Source organism: Ruminococcus difficilis, assembly GCF_016680995.1.
Genome location: NZ_JAEQMG010000048.1, coordinates 378,152 through 392,832, shown reverse-complemented (window position 1 = coordinate 392,832; position 14,681 = coordinate 378,152). Strand labels below are relative to the sequence as shown.

The following is a 14,681-nucleotide window of genomic DNA, read 5'->3' as shown; positions in this document are numbered from 1 at the left end:
TCATTATCCTACTTTTCTGTGATGATGTCAACCGCCGTGTTTATTATTTTCTCAAAAACTTTGCTCGAAAAAGCACGCCGTCTGTACAAATATCCGAAATCTCGTCGGGATTATTGACACACCGCCTTATCTGGTGTATAAAACCTAATGTAGGGGAGGGGCTTGCTCCTCCCGTACATGAAACGTTTGCAGAGAAATCCGGGAGGTAATTATGGAAAAACGTGAACAGCTCTATGAAGGTAAGGCAAAGAAAGTATTTTTGACCGACGACCCCGAATGCTATATCGTGTCCTATAAGGACGACGCGACCGCGTTCAACGGTCTGAAGAAGGGCACCATCGTCGGCAAGGGCGTCATCAACAACAAGATGAGCAACCTGCTGATGCAGAAGCTCGAAAAGGAAGCGAACATCCCGACTCACTTTGTCGAGGAGCTCAGCGACCGTGAGACCGTGGTCAAAAAGGTTTCCATCGTACCTCTCGAGGTCATCATCCGCAACATCGCCGCGGGCTCTTTCTCCAAGAACTACGGCGTGGAAGAGGGCGTTGTCTTTGAGCAGCCCACCATCGAGTTTTCTTACAAGAACGACGATCTCGGCGATCCGCTGATCAATGATTATCACGCGCTGGCGCTCAAGCTCGCTACTGAGGAAGAGATCGAGACCATCAAGAAATACGCCTTTGCCGTCAACGATTACATGAAGGCTTATTGGAAAGAGCGCGGCGTTATCCTTGTCGATTTCAAGCTCGAGTTCGGCAGACTCTCCGACGGTACCATCGTGCTGGCTGACGAGATCAGCCCCGACACCTGCCGCTTCTGGGACGCTGAGACCAAGGAAAAGCTCGACAAAGACCGCTTCCGCCGCGACCTCGGCGGCGTAGAGGATGCTTATGCCGAGATCATGGGAAGACTGTCTTAATTAGGAATTAGGAGTTAGGAGTGAGGAGTTTTGGTTACTCGCTTCGCTCATACAATTCTATCATATAATGATGAAACGCTTGCATACCGCTATACAGGTTGCAAGCGTTTTTTGTTGGGATCATCCGCTGCTTTCGCTGCCTCCGACTCCTTGCGGGAATCAGGTGTGGACGGAGTCCGCCATTCACTCCTCACTGCAATTCTTTTCCGCTTTATTGACTTAAAGTATACGGTGTGGTATAATACGATTGGATAAGTATTTGGAGGGAAAATATGAGAATCGTGATTAAGGTGGGCACCTCGACGCTCACCCATTCGACGGGACTTTTGAATATCAAACGTGTCGAGAAGATGTGCAAGGTCATCTCCGACTTAAAGAACGCCGGCAATGAGATCGTGATGGTGTCGTCCGGCGCGATCGGCATGGGTCTGAGCAAGGTCGGCATCCATCGTCGACCCGATGACATCTCGACCCTGCAGGCAGGCGCGGCGATCGGGCAGTGCGAGCTGATGTATGTCTATGATAAGCTCTTCGGCAAGTACAATCACGCGGTCGCGCAGATCTTGATGACCGGCGCGTTCGTCGCGATCGACGACTACGGCAAGAATCTCGACAACACCCTGCACCGCCTTTTGGAGCTGGGCGTGATCCCGATCGTCAACGAAAACGATACCGTCACGACCGATGAGATCGTCATCGGCGACAACGATACACTCGGCGCGATCATCGCCGACCGCGTTGACGCGGAGCTGTTGATCATCCTCTCCGATATCGACGGACTGTATACCGCGAACCCCGCCGTCGACCCCGACGCGAAGCGTCTGGAGGTCATCGAGGAGATCACCCCCGAGATCGAGGCGCTCGCCGGATCGGCAGGCTCCAAGCTCGGTACAGGCGGCATGGTGACGAAGCTCAAAGCGGCTAAGCTGGCGACGGAAAACGGCATCGAGGTCGTGATCGCCAACGGCAGAGATCCGGATATCCTGTATGATATCATGGACGGCAACGCTGTTTGTACTAAATTTGTAGCGAAGAAGTAAAAATATAATGAGGAATTAGGAATTGCGGGCGGACGCTGTCCGCACCTGATCGATAAAGTGAAATGAAACGATTTCGATTCATCCAATAGGAATCAAAAGCCGAAGGCTTTTCCTTAATTCCTAATTCCTAACTCCTAATTCCTAATGAAAAGAAGGGATCTACTATGACGACACATGAACTCTTGGTAAAAGCGAAAGAGGCGAAGGCGCTGCTCGGCGCTGTGGAGCCTCAGGATATCGACCGCGCATTGTTATTGATGGCGGATAAGCTCGAAGAAAACACCGAGGCGATCCTCAGCGCGAACGCCCTCGATATCGAAGCGGCACGCGGTAAGATCAGCGACGTGATGATCGACCGCCTGATGCTCAGTGATGAACGCATCAAGGGCATGGCGCAGGGCATCCGCGAGGTAGCGGCGTTACCTTCGCCGCTCGGCAGAGTGTTAAAGCACCATGAGCGTCCCGGCGGACTGGTCATCGAACGTGTATCCGTCGCGCTGGGCGTGGTGGCGATCATCTATGAGAGCCGTCCGAACGTTACCTCCGACGCCGCCGCACTCGCCTTGAAGAGCGGCAACGTCTGTGTGCTGCGCTGCGGCAAAGAAGCGCATAAAAGCGCCGCGGCGATCGTCAAAGCGCTCAGAGCGGGTCTCAAAGAGGCGGGACTGAATGAAGATATGGTACTGCTCATCGAGGACACCACCCGCGCGAGCGCCAATGAGCTGATGACCGCCGACGGCTATGTGGATCTGCTGATCCCGCGCGGCGGCAAAGGTCTGATCTCCGCTATCGTGAAAAACGCCACCGTGCCCTGCATCCAGACGGGTACCGGTATCTGTCATATTTATATCGACAGCGCCGCCGATATCGACATGGCGCTGAAGATCGTAGAAAACGCCAAATGCTCGCGACCCTCTGTCTGTAACGCCGAGGAGGTGCTGGTAGTCGCCGAGGATATCGCGGAGGAATTTTTACCGAAGCTCAAAGCGCTTTTGGTCGATAACAGAGAGGTCAATCCCGTCGAGCTGCGCCTCGATGAAAAGGCAGCCGCGATCATCGACGGTACCCCCGCGGGTGAGGATGACTTCGACACCGAGTTCCTCGATTACATCTTAGCGGTCAAGATCGTGAAGGATGTGCGTGAGGCGGTCGCTCACATCAACGCTCATTCCACCGGTCACAGCGAGGCGATTGTCACAGCTGATGAGAACGCCGCCGCGGTCTTCACGCGCGGTATTGACAGCTCGTCGGTCTATGTCAACGCGTCCACCCGCTTCACCGACGGCGGTGAGTTCGGACTCGGATGCGAGATGGGGATCTCAACACAAAAGCTCCACGCGCGCGGCCCGATGGGTCTTGAGGAGCTGAACACCTATAAATACATTATTACGGGAAGGGGCAATATCAGATGAGTCACAAATTCGGATTCAGCGGGATCGCGAACTTCGGCGCGCATGTGCCGAATATCCGCGCGATCAATTATCGCTTTGGTTTTATCGGCGTCGGCAATATGGGCGGCGCTCTGGCAAGGGCGGCGTCACGCTCTACCAAACAGATCATCGTCTGTGACCATGACGCGGCAAAAGCCTCCGCGCTGGCTCAGCGTATCGGCTGTGAATTCGCCGACAGCCGCACGGTCGTAGCGGAAAGCGAATATGTTTTCCTCGGCGTCAAGCCCCAGATGATGGCTGAGATGCTCGGCGAGATCAAAAAGGAGCTCGAAAAGCACAAGGATGTGATCCTTGTCACCATGGCGGCGGGTCTGTCCATCAAAACGATCCGCAAGATGGCGGGCGGCGACTATAAGGTCATCCGCATCATGCCTAACTTAGCGGTCGAGGTCGGCAAGGGCGAGATCCTCTATACCACCTCAGAGAACGTCAGCAAGAACGAGATCGGCAAATTCCTGAACCTGATGAAGCATGCGGGTCATCTGACCGGTATGGAAGAGGAAGAGATGGACGCGGGTTGCTCCGTATCCGGCTGCGGCCCTGCTTTTGTCTATAAATTCGTCCGCGGTATGGCGCAGGGCGGCGTCGATGCGGGCTTGGATGAAGAGACCGCTTTGGCGCTGGCGATCCAGACGGTACGCGGCGCGGCAAAAATGCTGGAGAGCAATGACGCGCCCCTCGACAAGATGATCGAGAACGTCTGCTCACCCGGCGGCAGTACCATCGAGGGCGTCAAGAAGCTCGACGAGGCGAAAATGGAAGAGGCTGTCCGCGACGCTGTCGCCGCCGCTTATCAGCGCAATATCGAATTAGGTAAGACGGAATGAGCATGGGGACAGGTCTGGTCTTAGAGGGCGGCGCGATGCGCGGCATGTTCACCGCGGGTGTGATCGATGTGTTCATGGAGAACGGCGTCGACTTCCCCGCGATGGTCGGCGTGTCGGCGGGCGCGGCGTTCGGCTGTAATTTCAAGAGCCGTCAGCCCGGCCGCGTGATCCGCTACAACAAGCGCTTCTGCCGTGACAGCCGCTTCTGTTCAATCCAATCATTGCTTATGACCGGTGATCTGTACGGAGCGGAGTTCTGTTATCGTACCATCCCCGAGGAGCTGGATATCTTCGATAAGCAGACATTTGAAGAAAACCCGATGGAATTCTATGTGGTCTGCACCGATGTGTTCACGGGCGAGCCTGTTTACAAGCGTGTGGATCGCGCGGATGAAAACGGTTATCTGTGGATGCGCGCGTCCGCTTCGATGCCGATGGTGTCAAGACCCGTCGAGGTGGATGGCTATACCCTGCTCGACGGCGGCATGAGCGATTCGATCCCCCTGCGCTTTATGCAGCGAAAGGGATATGAGAAGAACGTGGTCGTCCTGACCCGTCCGCGCAAATATCGCAAGCAGGCGAATAATAAGGCGTTGATGCGCGCGATACTCCGCAAGCATCCCGAGATGGCGCGCGTGATGGCTGACCGCCACAAGATGTATGCCTTCCAGCGCGAATATGTTTTCGCGTGTGAGCGCATGGGCAACACGTTGGTGCTCTGTCCCGATATGCCGCTCGATATCTCGCGCACGGAGCATGATCCCGATCGACTGCAGGCGGCATATGACGAGGGCAGAAAAGTTGCCCTGCGTGAGCTGGATCGGATAAAAGAATTTATCAAGTAATATGTTAAAGGCGAAGATGACGCTTGTCACCTTCGTCTTTTTTTCTTTCCGTCGAGGTGAGGCTTTGTGGAAACTATCTAATTGGGCATGTAAAATTCCCGACAGAATAGCCATAGGCTCCCTTTGGTAAAGGGAGCTGTCACCAAAGGTGACTGAGGGATTGTAAAAATGTACGAGTGTTAACGAGTAACTATTGATTTATGCGCCGATTTGGTGTAAACTTATTTTGTTGTTATCAAAGAATAGTATTGTCATAGCACAGAGCTGCGGCGATCTCAAACCTTTGGAGGGTATTTATGTCGAAAGAATTCAAGATCAGAACCAGAAATCCCGAATTGTTCCTGCGTGTGCAGAAGGGACATTTCGCGACGATGCACAGCCACACCAATTACTATATCGACGTTACGACACAGAAATATCGTATGTCGGAGGCAAAGGCGGTCGCTCATGAGATCGTGTCCTTCTACCGCACCAATACCATCATCGACACCATCATCTGTCTGGACGGTACCGAGGTGCTGGGTGCTTTTGTCGCGCAGGAACTGTCCGACGCGAGCTTCATGAACCTGAACGCTCACCACACCATCTACATCCTCTCGCCCGAGTTCATGGGCAACGGTCAGATGGTGTTCCGCGATAACACCAGTCCGATGATCGAAAACAAGCACGTGCTGATCCTCGCCGCGTCCGTCACCACCGGCAAGACGGCGCTTGCCGCGATCGACGCGATCAAGTACTACGGCGGTCATATCGTCGGCGTATCGTCGATCTTCGCGACTGTCGGCGAGTGTGATGAGATCCCCGTCACCTCGATCTTCAACCCGAACGATCTACAGGATTATCAGAGCTATAAGCCCCACCGCTGTCCGATGTGTCAGAACGGCGAGAGGCTGGAGGCGCTGGTCAACAGCTACGGATATTCAAAGCTGTAATAAAAACGATAAAACCCCGTTGTCATTCGAGTGAATGGCAGCGGGGTTATCTTTTTGTAGGGCGGGGACTTGCTCCCGCCGAAAAATATTTACTCTGTCAAAACAGCGGAGGCTGTCGCCCGACAGCATTTACACAATTGCTTTTCGGGTAGGTCGGATCATCAGGAAGGTCAGTGTGCCGATCAATCGCCCTTATAGGTGTGACCGTCCATCGTGTCGGAGAAGACCGCATCGAGCACCCATCCGGTCTGACCGCGATAGATCACCTCGAGATAGCGCTGATCGTTCACATCCTCGGATCTGCCGGTGCAGCAGACCGGTGAGTCGGTGTAGATAGAGGCGATGTTGTTGTTATTGTCACTGCCCGGCTTTGAGCGCAGGTTGGCTTGCTGGCGGGCGATACAGTATTTGACATATCTGCCGTTCGCGGTACTTTCCGCGGTGAAGAACGCCTCCATCACATAGCCGATCTTTCCGTTGTAGCCGACCTTCATGAAGTCGGAATCCTGTACATACGCGATGAGATCGACAGCGGCGTATTTGGGGATCCGGGTGATCTCGGACGCTTTCATCGAAGCGGATGAGCGCAGGGTGACATATTCTTTGCAAAGCGTGTTATACAGGACGCCCTGTGAAGCGTATGCCGGAGGCGGATCGCTCGTGTCGTTGCCCGCGTCATTGGAGTTGTCCTCGTTGCTTGCGCTGTCTGTATCGTTACCGGACGGTGCTGACGCGACATACAGCAGGACGGTATCGCCCTTGTTGAGCTCTCTGCCGGCGTTGACGCTCTGGCGGATCACATAGCCCTCGGCAACGTCGTCGCTGAGTTCCTTTCTTGTCGCGACGACCAGCCCCTTTCCTTCCAGCTCGGAGGTCGCGTCGGAGAGCAGCTTGCCGCTGACGTCGGATACGACAACGGTGTCGCCCGACTGTGAAACGGAGGTCGAGTCACCCGATGCGAACCACTGCTGTCCGAACAGCAGAAAGACGACTACCGCGCCGATCACGATCAAAGTGAGCGTGACAAATAACGCGATGAGTCCGCTGTAGCTCTTGCGGGGTTGTTCCCGCGGCGGTTCGCGATAGGTGTTTTTGGGAGCACTGTAGGGATAATCACGGCGCGGCGGAGCATAATCATAGGCGCGTCGCGGACGGGACGTCGTGGGGATGTCATCCGCCGCCGCGGTGCGATAGATGGTATCGTCCGCCATCCGCGGCGGAATGTCGTTTCCGGAGCTGAACGCTCTTTCGGTGTAGCCGATGAGCTCCTTCATGCTGCGGCACCGCTGTTCGGGAAATACCGCCAAGCCGTACATCAAAACAGCTTCCAGCGCCGGAGAAATACCGACGCCCATTTGAGAGGGCTTTTTCAGCGTATCGGATTTACAGCGCAAAAGAGAGTCGACGGGCGTGTTGCCGGTGATACACTTATACATCGTGGCGCACAGTCCGTAAACGTCCGTCCACGGCCCCTGATCGCCCTTGGAGCTGTACTGCTCATAGGGTGCGTAACCGGGCTTGAGCATGACCGACATGGTTTTCTTTTCGGATTCGGTGAAGTATCTGGCGGAGCCGAAGTCCATCAGCCGCACGGAGTGATCCTCGGTAAACATGATGTTATCGGGGGAGATGTCGCGGTGGATGATGCCGGTGTTGTGCATCTTGTCAAGCGCGTGCATGACCGGCAGCATGAGCTGAAAGACTGCTTGCGCCTCCATCCTGCCGTGTTTTTTGAGATATGCCGCCAGCGTATCGCCCTCCAAATATTCCATGATGATGTAGGCGGTGTTGTTCTCGGTAAAGTAATCGCGTACATCGACGACGCCGTCTTCCTTAGAGAATTTGGCGATATTCTGCGCCTCTCTGAGGAACTGTTCCTTGCCGTTCTTGAAGTACTCGCCCTCGTGCTGGTAATTCAACGTGACGTTATTGCCCAGCGTATTGTTGCGGTTGGCGTAGCCGTTGGGATAGAACTCCTTGATGGCGATCTTCAGCTCAAGGTTCAGATCGAAGCCGACATACGTGATGCCGAAGCCGCCTTCGCCGATGGCGTCGCCCACCAGATATTTGTTGTTGAGGATGGTGCCTTGACGCAGGTGATGCGGCACCACCTGCACTTCGGTGCTCTGTCCGCAGTGCGAGCATTGCCGAGCGCCTTCCTCCAGCTTTGTCATACAGTGATAACAGTACATAGGATCCCTCATTCTGCCGTGTTACATTAATGCTATCACAATCAGACGAACTGTGCAAGGCGTTAAAGGAATAATAAGGGATTTATTTGGAGGATGCTGTCGAAGCAGACCGGTGATGGATCGTTTTAACAGGGATTAGTGCAGAAAAACATGGCTCACTGCCGTAAAAGATTATGACGGAAGCACCTTTACGGTTTCTCCTCATAATTTTAATGGTGGGCCATCAGTATGTTATATTAGGAGGAAGAAGGTTGCCTCGCCTTGGGAGCGACACCTCGTCGTCGCGCACTTCGCTTAGTCGCCGTATCAGGCGTGATACGGCTTGTTCGCTCCGTGGCTCCTCCTCTCCCCGCCACGCGGGGCGTGCCGGGAACCCCGGGTCTGATCTGCGCTCTCGCTCAAAATGATTCACCGGATCATTTTGCCCCTCAATATGCGCTTACGCTTATATTGAGGGCACGCTCGCCTTCGAGTCCCTGATGGCTCCACTAATAATATGGATAAAGCAAATGGAGATACCGTTATGGTATCTCCATTTGCATTAATATGGTGGGCCATCAGTATGTTATATTAGGAGGAAGAAGGTTGCCTCGCCTTGGGAGCGACACCTCGTCGTTACGCACTTCGCGTAGTCTCCGTATCAGGTGCGATACGGCTTGTTCGCTCCGTGGCTCCTCCTCTCCCCGCCACGCGGGGCGTGCCGGGAACCCCGGGTCTGATCTACGCTCTCGCTCAAAATGATTCACCGGATCATTTTGCCCCTCAATATGCGCTCACGCTTATATTGAGGGTACGCTCGCCTTCGAGTCCCTGATGGCGCACTGCTGATAAAGTTTAAGGCGTGTATACCATAAAGGTATACACGCCTTAAATCTTAATGGTGGAGCAGAGACGAATAAATCCGAAAAATCCTCCAAATCCTTCTGATAAAGGGTTTCGGCGTTCTCTTTATAGTTGAAGTAGAAGATGATCTTGTCATCGTACAGCACAATCGCGTTGACAAAGCTGTCGATCATGTTTTTTCTGTGCTTCGGATTCTTTGGATCGAAGGTTCTGAATCGCTGAAGCCAGAAAATGATCTGTTCCCTTGTCAGGATAGGCTTTTTGATCGTCTCCGAAGCCAGCCTGACCTCAAGTTCCTTTTTCCGATCCTCGAGCTTGATCAATCGGTTTTTGGTGGTCTCGGTGATGATTCCCATCTCGATCGCTTTCATCAGGTTTTCGATACTCGTTTCAGCCTCTGCAAGCTGGCGCCTGAGAAGTTGAATTCCGTTATCCTCTTCGCCTTGTGTCTTGATGATTTTGTCTGCGATCAAATTGATAGCGGAATCGTCTCGGATGATCTTTTGGATTTGATCGATCACCAGATCCTCGATCAGATCCTTCTGAACAGCTTTCTTATCGCAGCCGCTTTTCCGCTTTGCAGACACGCACTTGTAATAGCGGTAGGTTTTATCCCATCGGCTGGTACCGCTCTCGCCGACCATGAAGGATTTACAGTTACCGCAGTAGAGCTTTGTAGTCAGAATATATTCCTCGCCTGATTTCTTTCGGGCGGGCTTTTTTCTGTTCGCGCTTAGTTTGTTGTTGACGGATTCAAACATCTCTTTCGGGATGATGGCAGGGATACCGTTTTCGATAACGATCTCTCTGAATTTGTATTCTCCGATATATCGCCGATTGGTCAGCATTTTGGAGACAACGGATATCTTGAATGGATTTCCTCTTCTGTTGCGGAGTCCTTTATCGTTGAGCGTAGTCACGATTTCTTTCATTGTCATCCCGCTGTCGTAAAGCTCGAAAACTTCACGGACGATAGCCGCGGTTGCGGGTTCGATCTGCAGATGCTGTTCGTCATCTACATAGTAGCCGTATGGGATCGTACCTCCGTTAAATTTGCATTTGTAAGCGTTCTCGTTCATTCCGCGGAGCACCTTCTCGGCAAGCTCGGCTGAGTAATACTCCGCCATGCCTTCTAGGAGAGATTCAAGGATAATGCCTTCGGGACCCTGCGAGATCGCCTCGGTAGCGGAAACCACACGCACGTTGTTGCGTCTCAGGATCGCCTTATAGTGTGCAGAATCGTAACGATTTCGGGCGAAGCGGTCAAGCTTCCATACGATGATGACCTCGAATTGTTCTTTGGCACTGTCCCGAATCATTCGCTGAAACGCGGGACGGTTATCTGTCTTTGCGGAGAGCGCTCTGTCGATGTACGTCTCAACGATTTGAATATCGTTCTTCTCGGCAAACGCCATACATTCTCTCAGCTGTCCTTCGATACTTTCTTCCCTTTGATTGTCGGAAGAATATCTTGCATAAATTACACCATTCATTCGTTCTCACCTCTTCTTCAAAGTTTGTTAGATATTAGCGCGCCAGAAACTATTTGTCAACTAAAACAGATCCTCGATCTCGCATGCCAGGATATCAGCAAACAAGTTCAGTGTTTCGAGCTTTGCTCGCTTGAGATCCTTCTGCCCTTGCTCATAGGCTTGGATCGTTTTCAGGCTGACGCCGGATATTCTTGAAAGGCTTGATTGGGATAATCCCATTCTTTCTCTCTGCCGTTTCAAGCCGATTTGTTGATTCGCCGTTCGCTTGTCCATCTTATCAAAGAACTTCTCGATCGGCGCCTCATGCAGCGTTTGGTACATTCCTATCAATTCCGAAAAGCCAATGAGCGAATGGAGTTTTTTGTAAGACTGCTCCGACTTGATCTGGTATTGAGCCAAAGCCCAGCCTGCCCAGTATTCGGGTGAGCGTTCAAAAGCAACATAGTCGGTGTTATCGGAGGGGATATTCACCTTATCAAATACCATGTTCACGATCTCTACAGCGGAGTGTCCCAATACAAACTTCGGATTGCCGTCCTCCAGCTGCTTGGCAATGCCCGAGATAACGAGGTAGTTCCAGAAATCGTCTCCGTCTGTTTTACAGAAGTTGACCGCATAATCAAAGCACTCGGCGACCAGATCGATCGTCTTTTCATCAGAATAATTATCTGCTAAAGTCTTCATTCTTCATGTTCCTTCCCATGATGTCCCGCATAAATAATCCATTCACGACGTCGTTGTATCGTTCAACGCTCAGGTACTGTGTTCTCGCTTCGCTGTCTCTCTTCTCTCTCAACGGGAAATAGATACTGCTGTCAGCGTATTCGCATTTGTCTCTTTCAAACTGAACAGCATCAAATGCCTTCTTTGATTTCAGCACCACCTGCTCGCCGAGCTTGCCCAGGCGCATCGCGCGGGATAACTGCTCAAGGGAGATCGTGTTGCTGATGAAGTCCTTCGCGAAGGAAAAGTAGGAGTCATCCGCACGGTAGCCGATGATGATATCATAGGGAGAAATATCGACGGAAAAATTCTCGATGATATACTGCTTGGCGACCTGAGCGATCGGAACCGTCGTGCTGAAGCGTCTGTTTTTAATCAGTATTGCCAGCCAGTTCAGGATATTATACTTTTCGTCGGACAGGTTCAGTATGTTCAGCCCGTCGGTGTCGATGGTATAAGCGTTGGCATAGCCGTCCTGCCCGCGCTCACCGCAAGCCCATTCTTTCGCAAGCTCAATAGATTCGGTGCAGTAAAAGCCCATTCCGTAGTCGTTGTCAGGTTTGCCTTTTCCGAAAATAGGCTGACCTACGATGTGATCACTGCCGTGATATAATACTAACTTGCTCATAATTTCACCTCTGTATATACTATACTACTAAAGTAGGACAATGTCAAGCGTGCGAAACAATAAAGTATAAATCCTTCCGGAAAAGCACATTTCAATGTATTGTGTCGAATGAAAGGATGTGTTATAATTCAATATGGAAAAGTATAAGGATATTTATCCTTGGATAAAACATTTGGGAGTATATCATGACAGATAAGGAACTGAAGAAGCTAAAAGACGATTTATGGCATGCGGCGGATATGCTTCGTGCCGGCGCGCATATTGCCGCCAACAAATACGGTCAGCCGATTCTCGGCCTGATCTTCCTGCGTTATGCGGATATTCTGTTTAAGCAACACCACGATGAGATCATGGCGGAGTACGAGAAGTACAAAGGCACCCGTATGGAAAAGGATATCAAATCCATCGCTGTTGAAAAGTGCGGCTTCTTTCTGCCTGAATGTGCCTACTATGATTTCATCAACAACGCTCCCGATAACGCCGGGAAAGCAAAGCTCGTGAAGTCTGCAATGCAGGCGATCGAGGATGAGAACCCCAAGATGGCAGGCGTTCTGCCTAAAGAGGTCTACGCTCAGCTTGTTCCTGATGAAGAGCCTGAGTTGCTCTCCAACATCATCCGTATTTTCAAAGACATCCCCGAGAACAGCACCATTGACATCTTCGGTGAGATCTATGAATACTTCCTCGGCAATTTTGCGCTGTCAGAGGGTAAAGACGGCGGAACATTCTACACGCCGGCAACCGTTGTCCGCTATATGGTAGAGGTGCTCAATCCCGAGCCCGGCGACAAAAAGATTCTTGATCCCGCGTGCGGATCGGGCGGTATGTTCGTACAGGCGGCGCGATATATGCATCGTCATAACGCAACCGAAGCGGATCAGATGAAGTTCCGCTGCTATGGTATCGAAAAGGAACCCGACACCGTCAAGCTCGCCAAGATGAATCTTTTGCTCAACAATGTGCGCGGCGAGATCACTGAGGCGAATACATTCTATTCCGATCCCTACAATACGGTCGGGAATTTTGACTATGTCATGGCGAATCCTCCCTTTAACGTCGATGAGGTCGTATACAGCCGCGTTATTGAGGATGAACGCTACAGCACCTACGGCGTGCCGCGCAACAAAACAAAGAAGGGCGGCAAGAAGGACAGCGATAAGAAAGAAACCGTCCCGAACGCCAACTACTTGTGGATCGGTCTGTTTGCTTCCGCGCTCAACAAAAACGGTAAGGCGGCGCTGGTCATGGCGAACTCCGCGTCCGATGCAGGAAAGAGTGAGTATGAGATTCGCAGAAAGCTGATCGAAGAAGGCGTTATCAGCCAGATGGTCACCCTGCCGTCCAATATGTTCACCTCCGTCACCCTGCCCGCGACGTTGTGGTTCTTTGACAAGCACAAGCCGCAGACGGATAAGAAGGATGAGATCCTCTTTATCGACGCGCGTAATATATTCACTCAGGTTGACCGCGCTCACCGTAAGTTCAGCGATGAGCAGATCAAGAACCTCGGTATTATCACCCGATTGTATGAAGGTGACACCGAAGCGTTCAACGCGCTGATCAAAGAGTATAAAACGGCGCTTGCGGAAGCGCCCGAGACCGCTGAGGATAAGGATACCAAGACCAAAGCCTACTGGCAGGAGCAGATCGACTGGCTGATTGAGCGTTTCCCCGAGGGAAAGTATCAGGACGTCACCGGACTGTGCAAGGCGGCGAAGGTCGGCATATCTTATGAGATCGACAAAAAGGGAAAGCAGATCGAAGTCATCGAAGAGGACAGCATCGCCGATCAGGACTATTCCCTCAACGCGGGACGCTATGTCGGCGTTGTGATCGAAGACGATGGCATGACCGAAGAAGAGTTCAAGGCGACTATGCTCAATCTTAATGAAGAGTTTAAATTGCTGAATAAGGAAGCACAAAATCTTGAATTAGAAATAACAAAGAATATCAGAGACTTGTTTGAAAATGAATAACAATTTTACTCCTTGGCCAGATATTGATTTTTCATGGCCAAATGATGCTATTTCTCGCATTTCAGAGGCAATACGTTCATTAGCAGATGCTATGAGCGAAGTTCAAACTAAAATATCGCCTCTTCTTGAGACGATTGAGCAGTATAAACAGCAATTTAACAACTTTGGAACCGATTTAGCAAATGCTTTACGCCCGTTAGTTGCAATAGAAAAAATGGGAAATGCGCAGTTCGTTTATTGGGATTATATGACCTCTGGATATGTGAATACAATCTTAGACGCGAATAACACAAATAAAATACTCCGAGAACTCATGTATAAAGATAAGTTTAATACAGTAAACAATACGATCGATAAAACAATTGCTTCTCCTGAATTGTGTAAACATATGCGCCTTTATTCACAGTCTGTAAAGGCTTTTCGACAAGGTGACAGCGACTTGGCTGTTACGGGATTCACTTCTGTTTTTGATGGTTTGCTATCTGATATCTCAAAGAATACATCTTCTAACCTTACTCCTCGTATTAAAACGATCAAAGAGAAACTCGAAAAAGATGAACTTCTCGATCAAGATGAATATGCAACGTTAACACTAGCGCTGACGTTTGAAAAGACATTGGATACTTTTTCGGCATACTCAAATTTTTCTCAGAAGGAGCCAAAGGGGCTCAACAGACATTGGATTGCACACGGGCGTTCCACACGAAAGAAAACTAAACTAGACTGCGTAAAAATGATTAACCTGATATATGGGTTACTATTGATTGAGCAACTCGACTCAAATGATACAAATTGATGGATTTTGGTGAATG

General features: G+C 51.2%; 12 protein-coding genes. 8 read left to right on the top strand and 4 right to left on the bottom strand.

Features of this window, described 5'->3' with window-relative positions; translation table 11 throughout:
* The first annotated feature begins 211 nt into the window (after window positions 1-211).
* From purC to JKK62_RS06495, 6 genes are all read left to right on the top strand, one after another.
* Window positions 212-919, top strand: coding sequence for a phosphoribosylaminoimidazolesuccinocarboxamide synthase (gene purC, locus JKK62_RS06520; RefSeq protein ID WP_201427203.1), 708 nt, complete (start codon window positions 212-214; stop codon window positions 917-919).
* Between the two features lie 272 nt (window positions 920-1,191).
* A complete protein-coding gene (proB, locus tag JKK62_RS06515) occupies window positions 1,192-1,959 on the top strand; it encodes a glutamate 5-kinase (RefSeq protein ID WP_201427202.1) in 768 nt (255 codons plus the stop codon).
* 164 nt (window positions 1,960-2,123) lie between these two features.
* Entirely contained in the window at window positions 2,124-3,371 is a 1,248-nt protein-coding gene (locus JKK62_RS06510; RefSeq protein ID WP_201427201.1) for a glutamate-5-semialdehyde dehydrogenase, read from the top strand.
* Complete coding sequence (gene proC, locus JKK62_RS06505) at window positions 3,368-4,237, top strand: pyrroline-5-carboxylate reductase (RefSeq protein ID WP_201427200.1); 870 nt, start codon at window positions 3,368-3,370, stop codon at window positions 4,235-4,237. The genes JKK62_RS06510 and proC overlap by 4 nt, the downstream gene beginning before the upstream one ends.
* Window positions 4,234-5,082, top strand: a complete 849-nt coding sequence (locus JKK62_RS06500; RefSeq protein ID WP_243411770.1) for a patatin-like phospholipase family protein — start codon at window positions 4,234-4,236, stop codon at window positions 5,080-5,082. Before proC ends, JKK62_RS06500 begins: the two co-directional genes overlap by 4 nt.
* A gap of 296 nt (window positions 5,083-5,378) precedes the next feature.
* Entirely contained in the window at window positions 5,379-6,014 is a 636-nt protein-coding gene (locus JKK62_RS06495) for a type I phosphoribosyltransferase (RefSeq protein ID WP_201427199.1), read from the top strand.
* Between the two features lie 182 nt (window positions 6,015-6,196).
* Here the strand turns inward: JKK62_RS06495 and JKK62_RS06490 are convergent, their stop codons facing one another.
* The 4 genes from JKK62_RS06490 to JKK62_RS06475 all read right to left on the bottom strand — a co-directional run bounded on the left by JKK62_RS06490 (window position 6,197) and on the right by JKK62_RS06475 (window position 11,893).
* Window positions 6,197-8,206, bottom strand: coding sequence for a protein kinase domain-containing protein (locus JKK62_RS06490; protein WP_201427198.1), 2,010 nt, complete (start codon window positions 8,204-8,206; stop codon window positions 6,197-6,199).
* Window positions 8,207-8,985: 779 nt separating this feature from the next.
* Window positions 8,986-10,542 (bottom strand): recombinase family protein, encoded by a 1,557-nt coding sequence (locus JKK62_RS06485; protein WP_201427197.1) that lies wholly within the window; start codon window positions 10,540-10,542, stop codon window positions 8,986-8,988.
* 60 nt (window positions 10,543-10,602) lie between these two features.
* Window positions 10,603-11,226, bottom strand: coding sequence for a helix-turn-helix domain-containing protein (locus JKK62_RS06480; RefSeq protein ID WP_201427196.1), 624 nt, complete (start codon window positions 11,224-11,226; stop codon window positions 10,603-10,605).
* Window positions 11,207-11,893, bottom strand: coding sequence for a DUF3990 domain-containing protein (locus JKK62_RS06475; protein WP_201427195.1), 687 nt, complete (start codon window positions 11,891-11,893; stop codon window positions 11,207-11,209). Before JKK62_RS06475 ends, JKK62_RS06480 begins: the two co-directional genes overlap by 20 nt.
* 185 nt (window positions 11,894-12,078) lie before the next feature.
* On the opposite strand from JKK62_RS06475, the gene JKK62_RS06470 reads away from it, so the two are divergent.
* Together JKK62_RS06470 and JKK62_RS06465 are read left to right on the top strand one after the other, a co-directional pair.
* Window positions 12,079-13,869, top strand: a complete 1,791-nt coding sequence (locus tag JKK62_RS06470; RefSeq protein WP_201427194.1) for a type I restriction-modification system subunit M — start codon at window positions 12,079-12,081, stop codon at window positions 13,867-13,869.
* Window positions 13,856-14,665, top strand: coding sequence for a hypothetical protein (locus tag JKK62_RS06465; protein WP_201427193.1), 810 nt, complete (start codon window positions 13,856-13,858; stop codon window positions 14,663-14,665). Before JKK62_RS06470 ends, JKK62_RS06465 begins: the two co-directional genes overlap by 14 nt.
* Window positions 14,666-14,681: the final 16 nt, after the last annotated feature.

Bases quoted from the DNA above. Each gene is read 5' to 3' on its own strand.
- purC (WP_201427203.1), top strand. From the start codon at position 212: ATGGAAAAACGTGAACAGCTCTATGAAGGTAAGGCAAAGAAAGTATTT.
- proB (WP_201427202.1), top strand. From the start codon at position 1,192: ATGAGAATCGTGATTAAGGTGGGCACCTCGACGCTCACCCATTCGACG.
- JKK62_RS06510 (WP_201427201.1), top strand. From the start codon at position 2,124: ATGACGACACATGAACTCTTGGTAAAAGCGAAAGAGGCGAAGGCGCTG.
- proC (WP_201427200.1), top strand. From the start codon at position 3,368: ATGAGTCACAAATTCGGATTCAGCGGGATCGCGAACTTCGGCGCGCAT.
- JKK62_RS06500 (WP_243411770.1), top strand. From the start codon at position 4,234: ATGAGCATGGGGACAGGTCTGGTCTTAGAGGGCGGCGCGATGCGCGGC.
- JKK62_RS06495 (WP_201427199.1), top strand. From the start codon at position 5,379: ATGTCGAAAGAATTCAAGATCAGAACCAGAAATCCCGAATTGTTCCTG.
- JKK62_RS06490 (WP_201427198.1), bottom strand. From the start codon at position 8,206: ATGTACTGTTATCACTGTATGACAAAGCTGGAGGAAGGCGCTCGGCAA.
- JKK62_RS06485 (WP_201427197.1), bottom strand. From the start codon at position 10,542: ATGAATGGTGTAATTTATGCAAGATATTCTTCCGACAATCAAAGGGAA.
- JKK62_RS06480 (WP_201427196.1), bottom strand. From the start codon at position 11,226: ATGAAGACTTTAGCAGATAATTATTCTGATGAAAAGACGATCGATCTG.
- JKK62_RS06475 (WP_201427195.1), bottom strand. From the start codon at position 11,893: ATGAGCAAGTTAGTATTATATCACGGCAGTGATCACATCGTAGGTCAG.
- JKK62_RS06470 (WP_201427194.1), top strand. From the start codon at position 12,079: ATGACAGATAAGGAACTGAAGAAGCTAAAAGACGATTTATGGCATGCG.